This window comes from Avibacterium sp. 21-599 (assembly GCF_026226765.1).
Taxonomy (GTDB): Bacteria; Pseudomonadota; Gammaproteobacteria; order Enterobacterales; family Pasteurellaceae; genus Avibacterium.
The window spans coordinates 900,348-913,017 of record NZ_JAKKOB010000001.1 but is presented as its reverse complement, the minus strand read 5'-3'; the positions used below and the strand labels follow the sequence as shown (position 1 = coordinate 913,017).

The 12,670-nt window shown below is 40.7% G+C and carries 10 protein-coding genes; 9 read left to right on the top strand and 1 reads right to left on the bottom strand.

What is annotated here, in order from left to right; translation table 11 throughout:
* Positions 1-3: 3 nt before the first annotated feature.
* The 4 genes from L5B83_RS04505 (at position 4) to L5B83_RS04490 (ending at position 3,696) form a co-directional block, all read left to right on the top strand.
* On the top strand, positions 4-996 hold the full coding sequence (locus tag L5B83_RS04505; RefSeq protein WP_265777707.1) for a DNA polymerase III subunit delta': 993 nt from the start codon (positions 4-6) through the stop codon (positions 994-996).
* Between the two features lie 9 nt (positions 997-1,005).
* On the top strand, positions 1,006-1,788 hold the full coding sequence (locus tag L5B83_RS04500) for a TatD family hydrolase (RefSeq protein WP_250351475.1): 783 nt from the start codon (positions 1,006-1,008) through the stop codon (positions 1,786-1,788).
* A gap of 28 nt (positions 1,789-1,816) precedes the next feature.
* Positions 1,817-2,344 (top strand): DUF1523 family protein, encoded by a 528-nt coding sequence (locus L5B83_RS04495; protein WP_250351476.1) that lies wholly within the window; start codon positions 1,817-1,819, stop codon positions 2,342-2,344.
* Positions 2,345-2,409: 65 nt separating this feature from the next.
* Positions 2,410-3,696: a hemolysin family protein gene (locus tag L5B83_RS04490; protein WP_250363692.1), complete on the top strand. Its 1,287-nt coding sequence runs from the start codon at positions 2,410-2,412 to the stop codon at positions 3,694-3,696.
* Between the two features lie 51 nt (positions 3,697-3,747).
* Here the strand turns inward: L5B83_RS04490 and rpmE are convergent, their stop codons facing one another.
* The gene (gene rpmE / locus L5B83_RS04485) at positions 3,748-3,960 is read right to left on the bottom strand and encodes a 50S ribosomal protein L31 (protein ID WP_103854262.1); all 213 of its coding nucleotides are present in this window, start codon (positions 3,958-3,960) and stop codon (positions 3,748-3,750) included.
* A gap of 200 nt (positions 3,961-4,160) precedes the next feature.
* On the opposite strand from rpmE, the gene priA reads away from it, so the two are divergent.
* The 5 genes from priA to acrB all read left to right on the top strand — a co-directional run bounded on the left by priA (position 4,161) and on the right by acrB (position 12,479).
* Positions 4,161-6,347, top strand: coding sequence for a primosomal protein N' (gene priA, locus L5B83_RS04480; RefSeq protein WP_265777706.1), 2,187 nt, complete (start codon positions 4,161-4,163; stop codon positions 6,345-6,347).
* A 218-nt stretch (positions 6,348-6,565) separates the two neighbouring features.
* Positions 6,566-7,369: a cell division protein FtsN gene (gene ftsN / locus L5B83_RS04475; protein ID WP_265777705.1), complete on the top strand. Its 804-nt coding sequence runs from the start codon at positions 6,566-6,568 to the stop codon at positions 7,367-7,369.
* 172 nt (positions 7,370-7,541) lie between these two features.
* Entirely contained in the window at positions 7,542-8,108 is a 567-nt protein-coding gene (locus tag L5B83_RS04470) for a TetR/AcrR family transcriptional regulator (protein ID WP_250351480.1), read from the top strand.
* A 29-nt stretch (positions 8,109-8,137) separates the two neighbouring features.
* Positions 8,138-9,364 carry a multidrug efflux RND transporter periplasmic adaptor subunit AcrA gene (acrA, locus tag L5B83_RS04465; RefSeq protein ID WP_265777704.1) on the top strand — a complete coding sequence of 409 codons (1,227 nt, stop codon included), beginning with the start codon at positions 8,138-8,140 and terminating at the stop codon, positions 9,362-9,364.
* Between the two features lie 16 nt (positions 9,365-9,380).
* Positions 9,381-12,479 (top strand): multidrug efflux RND transporter permease subunit AcrB, encoded by a 3,099-nt coding sequence (gene acrB / locus L5B83_RS04460; protein WP_265777703.1) that lies wholly within the window; start codon positions 9,381-9,383, stop codon positions 12,477-12,479.
* The last annotated feature ends 191 nt before the right edge of the window (positions 12,480-12,670 follow it).

The following is a 12,670-nucleotide window of genomic DNA, read 5'->3' as shown; positions in this document are numbered from 1 at the left end:
TTTATGTTACGTTATCCTTGGTTGCAACCCTATTACGACAAAATTATCCACGCCTTTGAACAAGGGTATGGGCATCACGCATTGTTATTTAAAACGGAGCAAGGCATTGGCAGTGATGCGTTGTTGCGTGGCGTGGCAGCGTGGTTAGTCTGTCAATCGCCAAAGGGCCATCAACCTTGTGGTGCGTGCCATCATTGTCAGCTTTTTAATGCAGGCAATCACCCTGATTTTTATCTGCTTGAACCTATTGAAAATAAGGATATTGGCATCGATCAAGTGCGTGAAGTGAATGAAAAAGTGGCGCAGCGTTCACAACAAGGAGGCAATAAAATTGTGATGATTAAACAGGTGGATCGCCTGACAGAATCTGCCGCGAATGCGTTGCTGAAAACCTTGGAAGAACCGACGCAACAGACCTATTTCCTGCTTCAAGCCGATCTTTCGGCGAGCTTGTTGGCGACCATTTACAGCCGTAGTCAGCCTTGGTTAATCGCCAACCCAACACAAGCACAAACCCTAGCTTGGCTGGCGGAGCAAAATGTGGGAACAATGGAAGAAATTCGCACCGCACTTGATGTTTCGCACGGTCGTCCACTTTCTGCCTTGGCTATGTTGCAACAAGGATTATTACAAAAACGCACGTTATTGTTACGTCAATTTTGGTTGTTTTATACGCGCCGTTCGCCACTGGAATTATTACCGTACTTTGAAAAAGAGATTTTATTCCAACAACTCGATTGGTTGAGTGGATTTTTGCGCGATGCGTTAAAAATGAAATTGAATGTGCCAGCTCAATGGGTTCAGACGGATTTTTTGCAAGCTATTCAACGTTTTAACCAAAAACAGAGTACTCAAGGGCTACTTAAAGCCAGCAAAATTATGCAGCAAGTGCGATCGGATTTATTACAAATTAACGGCGTGAATCAAGAAATTATTTTGCTTGATGGCTTAACACGCTTAATTACCGAGGTCTTTGAACCTCAACAAACGCATTAGGAAAGTAAAATGTTTATTGTAGATAGTCATTGTCATTTAGACGCATTAGATTATGAAAACTTACATCAAAATGTTGCTGATGTGGTGCAAAAAGCCAAACAACGTGGTGTGCAACATTTACTTGCGGTGGGCGTAACCTTAAAACGTTTTGAGCAAATGTATGAAACCTTAAAACCGTTTTCTGAAATTTCCTTAGCCTGTGGTGTTCACCCTTTAGATTTAGATGATGAACCTTTTGATGCGACACGTTTACATCAGCTTGCGCAAGATGATAAGGTGATCGCTATTGGTGAAATGGGCTTGGATTATTATTACAGTGTGGAAAATAAAGCTCAGCAGCAAGCTGTGTTTGCTGAGCAAATTGGCGTAGCGAATGCGTTAAACAAGCCAATTATTGTGCATACCCGCTCGGCAAGAGAAGATACCATTGCCTTGTTGAAAGAACATCAGGCTGAAAAGTGCGGTGGTGTTTTGCATTGTTTTACCGAAAATTGGCAAATGGCAAAACAAGCCCTTGATCTGGGATTTTATATTTCCATTTCAGGCATTATTACCTTTAAAAATGCGGAAGAACTACGTGAAGTTGTACGTCAAGTGCCGTTAGATCGTTTATTGGTGGAAACCGATAGCCCTTACCTTGCGCCTGTGCCTTATCGTGGAAAACAAAATCAGCCTGCTTATACTCGTGAAGTGTGTGATTATGTTGCTACCTTGAAAGGGCTTTCAAGTGAGGAATTTGCCCAAATCACCACACAAAATTTTGAGCGTTTGTTCAAAATTCAGGTACAATAAAACATTACCTTAGCTGGAGGAAGAAACAATGCGACGCTTTTTTAAATATTTTTTCATTTTGATCATCTTTTTATTTCACGGTTTTTTATTTGCCCTTGTAAACTATGTTACCCCTCATTATGATGTAACCCGAGTAACAGGCGTGGAAGTAAAACGGGTGGATAAAGATGGTCCAATCACCAAATCGAATCCAGCAGATGGCCCGACCCGTGATGTGTATTATATTTATACGCAAAAACCGAATGAAGATAAGGTGATGGTGTATCGCAATGAAGATACACGCTGGAGTTTTCCTTTCTATTTCAAATTTGGCTCTGCCGATTTACAAGCCAAAGCACAAAGCTTTGCTGTGGAGCATAAATTGGTGCAAGTGAAATATTATGGCTGGCGTTTAGTGCTATTTGATGAATTCCGTAATGCCACCTCAATCAAAGAAGTTACCTTAGATGAAGGGGCGTCTTACCCAATTCTGTCTTATGTATTTTATTTCTTCTTGTTGATTACACTGTTCTTCTCAATCCAATTTGTGCGTGGTTGGTTTGACAGCGAAAAATAAGCGTCAAAATCAAGTGAAAGTGGTGTATCTTGCGATGCACCATTTTTCTTCTAAGGATAATAAAAATGGGATTATTTGAAGCAATATTAAGTTTAACTGCCTTAATTGGCGTCAGTGCGGTGATTTCTTCTGCAGAAATTTCATTAGCGGGAGCTAGAAAATTAAAACTACAAAGCCTTGAAAATGAAGGCGATGAACGGGCAAGATTGGTGTTACAACTGCAAGCCCACCCGGGGAGATTTATTACTGTGGTGCAAATTGGCTTGAATATGGTGGCGATTTTAGGCGGGGTGATTGGTGAAAGTGCCATTAGCCCAGTGCTTGAAAAATGGCTTGCCCAATATAGTCAGGCAGAATGGTTGCAAAGTGCTGCCTCTTGGCTGTCTTTTGCGATTGTTACCATTGCTTTTATTTTGTTGGCGGATCTTATTCCGAAGCGTCTTGCAATGACTAATCCAGAAACTGTGGCATTACGTACCGTACGCATTATGCTGTTTTGTATCTTCTTATTTAAGCCTATTGTATGGTTGTTTGATGCCATTGCTAATGCTGTGTTTCGCTTATTCCGTATTTCCACCGTGCGAGAAGACAACCTTACCCCTGAAGATATTGTGGCGTTGGTGGACGCGGGTGCAGAAGCGGGCGTGTTAAAAGCGCAAGAACATTATTTGATCGAAAATATTTTTGATATGCAAGAGCGTACGGTAACCTCCACAATGACCACGCGTGAAAATATTGTATTTTTAGACCGCACTTTTGATCGTGAAAAGGTGGTGGCAACGATTAAATCTAATCCGCATTCTAAATTGCTCATTTGCGATAATGGATTGGATAAAATTTTAGGTTATATTGAATCACATAGCTTACTCACACTGTATTTACAAGAACAACAGGTTTCCCTTACGGATCAGCGTGTTTTGCGTAAACCACTATTTATTCCTGATACCTTATCCTTGTTTGAAGTGCTGGAATTGTTTAAATCTGCTGGTGAAGATTTTGCCGTGATTGTGAATGAATACGCGTTGGTGGTAGGAATTGTAACGCTCAATGATGTAATGAGTATTGTAATGGGCGAATTAGTTTCGAGTGAAGAAGAGCAAATTGTTCGCCGTGATGAAAGCTCGTGGCTGATTGATGGTGCAACACCTTTAGAAGATGTGATGCGCGCCTTAGAAATAGAAAATTTCCCCGATGCAGAAAATTATGAAACCATCGGTGGATTTATGATGTATATGTTACGTAAAATCCCGAAAAAAACTGACTTTGTTCTCTATGATAACTATAAATTTGAAATTATTGATACAGAGAATTTTAAAATTGATCAGTTAATGGTTTCCCTTAGAAAAGATTAATTTTAGAGAATAAAAAACCCTACATCAGTAGGGTTTTTCATACACTTAATCTTATTTCGTGCTTGGAATGCTGAAACGTTTGTTGAAGCGTTCAACACGACCACCAGTATCAACAACACGTTGTTTACCTGTGTAGAATGGGTGGCAGTTGCTGCACACGTCCAAGTTCAAATCTTTACCTAAAGTTGAACGAGTTTTGATCACATTACCGCAAGAACAAGTTGCCGTAATTTCTTTATATTCTGGGTGAATACCTTGTTTCATAGAAAACCTCAATTTGAAGCCACTCCGCTCTCTAAAACTGAATTTAGCACCGAGTGTGGTTAATATTACACTTATAGCACATCGCCATAAGCAAGATCTTTCATTTAAGCCCGCAGATTATACCGAAAAAAAAGGAATATTCAAGGGGCGAGATTATTCCGCTATAATAAGCACAATTTTTGTTTGTTAAGGCTCGCATAATGAAACTTGTCCGTGTGGCGCTAGCCGTGCCATTATTCCAATTTTTTGATTATCTTCTGCCAGAGGGCTTTTCTCCTGCGATGGGGGGGCGTGTGATTGTGCCATTTGGAAGGCAGAAACGCGTGGGGATCGTGGTAGATTTGCCGAGCCAAAGTGAGGTTGCCTCACAACAGCTTAAAGCAATCTTGACCGTACTTGATGAGCAAACTCTGTTTAATGAACCTGTGTGGCAATTGATCCACTGGGCGGCAAATTATTATCAAGCGCCATTGGGTGAAGCCTTATTCCAAGCGCTGCCGGTGAAATTGCGGCAAGGGGAAAGTGCGGTGGAAAATTCGCCCGTTTTTTTCCGCATTACTGAACAGGGGGAACAAGCCTTACGTGAGCATTCACTTAAACGAGCGAAGAAACAGCAAGAAGCCTTACAGTTATTAGCTCAACAACCACTGGAAAAAGGGCAAACGCCCTTTTCTACTACAATTTGGCAGCATTTAAAAGAAAAAGGTTATATAGAGGAATACGAACAACAGAAAGTGAGCCGTCCTTGGTATGATCTTGATCAGCCCATTGTTAATGAAGAGAATAAGCATCGTTTAAACAAAGAACAAGCCTTAGCATTAGGGCAAATTGTATTTCATCAAGGCTTTGCAGTTTGGTTGATTGATGGCGTAACAGGTTCGGGCAAAACAGAAATTTATTTACAAAGCATTGAAGAAACCTTGAAAAAAGGGCGACAAGTGCTAGTCCTTGTGCCTGAAATTGGGCTAACGCCACAAACGGTACAACGTTTTAAAGCACGTTTTAATGTCGCGATTGATGTCTTACATTCAAATTTGAATGATAACCAACGCTTACAGGCGTGGCAGCGCGCAAAATCAGGACAAAGTGCGATAATCATTGGCACAAGATCGGCATTATTTACGCAGTTTGCGGATCTTGGTTTGATTGTGATAGATGAAGAACACGACAGCTCTTTTAAACAGCAAGATGGCTGGCGTTATCACGCACGGGATTTGGCGGTGGTGTATGCAAAACAATTAGAGATTCCTATTTTATTGGGGTCAGCAACGCCAAGTTTAGAAAGCCTGAATAACGTGAAATTAGGCAAATACCAGCACATTATTTTGCAAAAAAGGGCAGGAAATAGCACCGCACTTCAACAATTCGTGATTGATTTAAAACATCAGCGTATGCAAAATGGATTGTCAGATGCCCTTGCCAATAAAATGCAGGAACATTTACAACAAGGCAACCAAGTCTTGCTATTTTTAAACCGTCGAGGCTTTGCCCCCGTGTTATTTTGCCACGAATGTGGTTGGATTGCAGAATGCCAGCATTGTGAAAAACCTTATACTTATCATCAACATCAGCGTGTATTACGTTGCCATCATTGCAGCTCGCAAAAGCCCATTCCTATGCAATGTGGGCATTGTGGCTCAACCCACTTAATGACCACTGGACTTGGCACCGAACAGCTTGAAGAAACCTTAACACAACGCTTCCCCGATTATGTGGTAACGCGTATTGATCGTGATAGCACAGCGCGCAAAGGTAAGTTAGAACAGCATTTGCAAGATATTCAACAAGGCAAAAGCCAGATTTTAATTGGTACACAAATGCTTGCTAAAGGACATCATTTTCCTAATGTCACCTTAGTTGGATTGCTGAATGTGGATAATGCGTTATTTTCTGTAGATTTTCGTGCTGAAGAGCGACTTGCTCAGCTTTATATTCAAGTCGCAGGACGAGCTGGACGTGGCGACAAACGTGGGGAAGTGGTATTGCAAACCCATTATCCAGATCACCCTTTATTACGCACCTTATTAAAAGAGGGGTATGGCGAATTTGCCCAACACGCCTTGCAATTACGCCAGCAAATGGGATTACCGCCTTATCATTCACAAGCCTTATTTCGTGCGCAAAGCCGTCATAGTGAAGAAGCTGAACAGTTTTTACAGCAAATTGCGCAACAATTACAACAGCAAAATGTGGCAGGTTTACAAATTTATGGTCCTTTACCTGCGCCATTTAGCAAAAAAGCGGGGGCTTACCGTTGGCAGTTATTATTACAACATTCGTCAAAAGCAAAATTACAGCAAGTATTAAGCCAGTTTAAACAGGATATTCCGCAAAAAGCCCATCAAGTCCGTTGGGTGTTAGATGTGGATCCGTTAGATTTAAGTTAAAACTCGCTAGCCATTGCCTCTATTTTTCAGTAGAATTGGAACAATTTTGTCGGATGAAATGAGGGGAAATTTATTTTCTCATCTGTTTTATTGAATAATGATCTTGATTTTTATTCATTATACAATTTAATCGCAATCTTCCATCGCGAATAATACGCGATTTCCGAAAGCAAATTTAGCGTAAATTTCCACCGCACTTTTAAATATAGGGTTTTATTGTGGCTCAACGTGATTATGCTCGCCGTACAGGCAAACCAAAGAAAAAAGCAAAAAAGGTTAATAAACCACTGATTTTAGGGATTGCCGCATTAGTGATCGGCATTTTTGTAGCGGGATTATTCTTGTTAAAAGAAAAATCTAATGACATTGCCCCTGTGTTGATAACGCCAGAGAAAAACACACCAAAAAGCGTGTTGCCCACACCGCCTGAAGAAGTGTGGAGCTATATTAAAGCCTTGGAAACCCGCACTGTGCCAGTGGACGATAATCCAAAATCGTTGGAAAAAAATATGCGTTTAACGGAAGAGCAGAAAAAAGTGCTAATCGAAATGGAAAAAGAGCAAAAAGCCGCCGAGGCAGCACGTTTAAAACAAGCAGAAGAACGTAAAAAAGCAGAAGAACTTGCTGCAAAAGAAGCGGCAAGAAAGCCTGCGCCTGTAAAAGTAGAAGTTAGTGAAAGCAAGCCTACAGTGGTAGAAACAACCTCTGTTGTGAAAGCGAAAGAAGACAGCAAAAAAGTGGAAACACCGAAGAAAGTGGAAACACCGAAGAAAGTGGAAACCGCCGTAGCGAAAAATACCGATGGAGAGAGAAAATATGGCTTGCAATGTGGCGCATTTAAAAATCGTCAGCAAGCAGAAAATATTCAAGCGAAATTGGTTTTAGCAGGATTTAATGCACGCGTAAATAGCAGTGCGGATTGGAATCGCGTCGTGATTGGACCTGTGGGAGATCGCATAACCACGCAAAAGACACTTGAAAAGGCGAAGTCAATCACCACTTGTGTGTTAATTGGAATGTAAAATCGAACGAAACCACATCAGCCACCTTTTTAAAGGTGGCTTTTTTTTTCGCTTATATTTTGATTTATTTATTGCGAAAAAATAAAAAATCATTAAAATGAACGAACGTTCATTCAGTCCATTCTTTTACTGTGTGTAACTTCCTTTTATTAATTTTTTTAAGGTTATTTTAATGCGTCAATCTGAAAATGAGATGACCGAGCAAATCTTTTTAGCAACAGAAAGGCTTATGGCAGAAGGTGGATTGCATAATCTGTCGATGCACAAAATCGCCAAAGCAGCCAATATTTCTGCGGGAACAATTTATATCTACTTTAAAAGTAAAGAAGAATTGTTAAAAGCCTTTGCTCGTAGAGTGTTTACTCTTTTTTCTAAGGAATTAGAAAAAAATTACGATGAAAACCAACCGCACTTTGAACAATATCGTCAAATGTGGTGGAACATTTGGCATTATTTACAGGACAATCCAATGATTGTGGTGAATATGAGCCAATATCAATCCTTACCTGATTTCTATCAAATTTGTATGGAACAGGAAAAACAAACCCTATGGTATGCGTTTTGCCAAAAAGCAAATCAAGCCGGAGTATTATGTGATTTACCGCCGAAAATATTATTTTCATTAGGTTTAGAAAGTGCGATTAACTTAGCATACGATCATGCTTTTATAAAAACTGAAATTGAAAATGATATTTTAGAGGAAGTTATTATAAGAACTTGGCGATCAATGCAAAAATAGTTTAGTTATAGTTATTATGGAGTTTTTTTATGAGTCTTAATACTCAACCCGTTCAGCCTAAAACACAAAAGCGTTCGCACGTTTTTTGGGTGAAGTTGACCCTTATCGTGGTGGCATTCATTTTTATTGGAATGATCGCTGCCAATATTTTTAAAGGAATGGCGATTGGCAAATATTTATCGTCAATGCCTGAACCTGCTAATCCTGTAACGGCGATGCGTGTTGAGGCAAAAGAATGGACACCTGTTATTGAAACCACCGGTTTGGTTCGTCCAAACCAAGGGGCAATGCTAAGTGCGCAAACCGCAGGTACAGTGGCGAAAGTGTTAGTGCAATCAGGGCAAGCGGTGAAAAAAGGTGATGTGTTAGTGCAATTAGATAGCTCGGTAGAACAGGCAAATTTATCGGCTTCGCAAGCACAGCTTTCTTCGGTGAAACAAACCTATCAACGTTATCTTAATCTTTATAAAACCAAAAGTGTTTCGCAACAGGAATTGGATAATGCCAAAGCCAGTTATGATGCCTTAGTGGCGAATATTGCTGCGTTAAAAGCAACCATCGAACGCCGTCAAATTGTCGCACCTTTTGATGGTGTGGCAGGTATTGTAAAAGTGAATGTCGGGCAATATGTCACAATGGGCAGTGAAATTGTTCGTGTTGAAGATCGTAGCCAAATGAAAGTGGATTTTGCAGTGGCACAAAATTCCCTTGAAAAATTACATTTAGATCAAAAGGTGACGGCAACAGCCGACGCACTTTTGGGCGAAACCTTTGGGGCGAAAATCACCGCCATTGAACCTGCAATTAATGGTTCTACGGGGTTAATTGATGTGCAAGCGACGTTTGATCAGCCACAGGGACAAAAATTATTATCAGGAATGTTCACGCGTTTACGCATTGCCTTACCAACGGAGCGCAACCAAGTTGTCGTGCCACAAGTGGCAGTGAGTTACAATATGTACGGCGAAATTGCCTACGTTTTAACCGCACTTTCTGATGAAGATAAACAGACGTTATTAGATAACGATAAATTCCCACACAAAGATGACATTGATAAGGTATATCGTGCGAAACAAATCACGGTGTTTACCAAAGATCGTCAAGGCATTTATGCGCAATTAAAAGGCGATGATGTGAAAGTGGGGGATTTAATCATCACGGGCGGTCAGCAGCGTATTGGTAATGGCAGCTTAGTTTTTGTGACGGATAAAGCGGGTGTTGGTACAGCTGAACCTGTGAAGAAAACCAATCTTTAATTTAGGAAGTGTGTGAATGAAATTTACAGATATTTTTATTCGTCGCCCCATTTTAGCGGTTTCGATTAGCTTGCTGATTGTGATTTTAGGTTTGCAAGCCATTTCAAAATTGACGGTGCGTGAATATCCTAAAATGACAACCACGGTAATCAGCGTTACCACGGTTTATCCGGGGGCGGATGCCAATCTGATCCAAGCCTTTATTACCTCAAAACTAGAGGAAGCGATTGCACAGGCTGATAATATTGATTATATGTCTTCAGAAAGTCGTCCAAATACCTCTTCTATTACGGTAAAAATGAAACTCAACACCGATCCCAACGCGGCGCTAGCTGATGTGTTGGCGAAGGTGAATTCCGTGCGTTCTGCATTGCCGACTGGGATTGATGATCCTACGATTACTTCTTCAACAGGGGGATCGGGGATTATGTACATCAGTTTCCGTTCCAACAAATTAGATGCCAGCCAAGTTACCGACTATATTGAGCGTGTGGTGAAACCACAATTTTTTACCGTGGAAGGAGTGGCAAAAGTCACCATTTTCGGTGCATCACAATATGCAATGCGTATTTGGTTAGATCCACAAAAAATGGCAGCGCAAAACCTTTCCGCGCCAGAAGTGATGGCGGCTTTATCTGCTAATAACGTTCAAACGGCGGCAGGTAATGATAATGGCTATTTTACGGTGTATAAAAATAAAGTGGAAACCACCACCAAGACCGTAGAGCAGTTGCAAAATCTGATCGTGTATTCAAAAGGTGATAATCTCGTGCGTTTGCGTGATATTGCTGATGTTGAATTAAATAAAGAAAGCGATGATAGCCGAGCGGTAGCGAATGGCTCAGATTCTGTGGTATTAGCCATTGATCCTGCCTCAACGGCAAACCCATTAACCGTGGCGGAAAATATTCGTCCGCTTTATGAGAGCATTAAACGCAATTTGCCTGACAGTATTGAAACTGACATTCTTTATGACCGCACAATTGCAATTAACAGCTCCATTGATGAAGTGGTGAAAACCATTTTAGAGGCAACCATTATCGTATTGGTGGTGATTACCTTATTTATTGGTTCATTCCGAGCGATTTTAATTCCTGTCATTACCATTCCAATTTCTCTAATTGGGGTGATTATGATGTTGCAAGCGTTTGATTTCTCAATTAATTTAATGACGTTGCTAGCATTAATTCTGGCAATTGGGCTTGTGGTGGACGATGCGATTGTGGTGCTAGAAAACGTGGATCGCCATATTAAACTCGGTGAAACGCCATTCCGCGCAGCAATTATCGGGACAAGAGAAATTGCAACGCCTGTCATTTCAATGACCATTGCATTGATCGCGGTGTATTCCCCAATGGCATTAATGAACGGGATTACTGGCTCACTGTTTAAAGAATTTGCCCTTACTTTAGCGGGGGCGGTGTTTATTTCAGGGATTGTGGCCTTAACGCTTTCTCCAATGATGAGTAGTAAATTGCTTAAGCCACATACTGCACCATCAAAACTTGAGCAACGCATTGAAAATACCTTAGGAAAATTGACCCGCACTTATGAATATTTGCTTGGCATTGTAATGAATAGCCGTAAATTTGTGCTGGCATTTGCTGTTGTTATTTTTGCCACTTTACCGATGTTGTTCAATGCACTATCAAGTGAATTAACCCCAGCGGAAGACAAAGGGGCATTTCTCGCGTTAGGAACAGCACCTGCGAATGTGAATGTGGATTATGTACAAGGGGCAATGAAAGGTTATGAAGATATTTTGAAAAATACCGAAGAAGTCGGTTTTTCAATGGTCATTTCTGGTGCGCCAGCATCTAATCAATCATTAAACGTAGTCACGTTAAAGGATTGGAAGGATCGTAGCCGTAAACAAAGTGAAGTGCTTGCTGAATTAAATCAAAAAGCCCAAGCTATTCCTGAAATTTCGGTGAGTGGTTTCGCGTTCCCAGAAATTGAAACCGGTGAACAAGGCCCACCAGTGAGCTTTGTGATTAGCACGGCGAAAGATTATAAAGAATTGGCAGACGTTGCCAGCGCTTTCTTAGATAAAATGAAAAACTCTGGGCAGTTTGTGTATACCTCTTTAGCGTTGAAATTTGATACTGCGCAGATGAAAATCACCATTGATAAAGAAAAAGCGGGAACCTATGGGGTATCTATGCAGCAAATTAGTAATACACTAGGTAGCTATCTTTCTGCTGCAACCATCACCCGTGTAGATATTGATGGACGTGCGTATAAAGTGATTTCACAAGTTAAGCGCAAAGATCGTTTATCTCCAGAAAGTATGGATAACTATTATGTCAAAGCAAGTAATGGCGAATCTGTACCGTTAAGCAGTTTTTTAACGGTAACGCTTGAATCACAGCCAAGTTCATTACCTCGTTTTAGCCAGTTAAATTCTGCGATTATTGGTGCAGTACCTTCACCAACAATTAGTATTGGTGATGCGGTGAAGTGGTTACAAGACACAGCGAATCAGGATTTACCACAAGGCTATAACTACGACTTCAAAGGTGAAGCACGTCAGCTTGTACAAGAAGGCAATTCATTAGGCGTTACTTTTGCCTTAGCGGTGATTATTATCTTCCTTGTGTTAGCAATTCAATTTGAATCTATCCGTGATCCATTAGTGATTATGATTTCTGTACCACTTGCTGTGAGTGGCGCGTTATTTGCCTTAAATTTATTTGGTTTCTTCGGCATTGCTGGAACAACCTTAAATATTTACTCACAAGTGGGCTTGATTACGCTTGTAGGCTTAATTACGAAACACGGCATCTTAATGTGTGAAGTGGCAAAAGAAGAGCAGCTTTATCACCATAAAAACCGTCGAGAAGCCATTATGGCAGCCGCGACCGTGCGTTTACGCCCAATTCTGATGACAACCGCCGCGATGATTGCAGGGTTAATTCCATTGCTATATGCGACAGGCGCAGGTGCAGTATCTCGCTTTAGTATTGGTATTGTGATCGTAGCAGGATTGGCAATTGGTACGCTCTTTACCTTGTTCATCTTGCCTGTCATTTATACTTATATCGCAAGTGAGCATAAACCATTACCAGAGTTTGATGAAAGCATCAAACCTATTGAAGCCAATGGTCAGCATTAATTAATAGTCAAAAAATCAAAAGCTACCTCTGGGTAGCTTTTTTTATTGACGAAAAAAGAAAGTGCGGGGAGATTTTGCGGAATTTTATAAAAAAATGAGAAAAAAGCACCGCACTTTAAAAATTAAAAAATCTTGCCTAGCGATTGAGTTAGATTGCCCTTTGCTGTAAACTAACATCCCGTCTTATTACA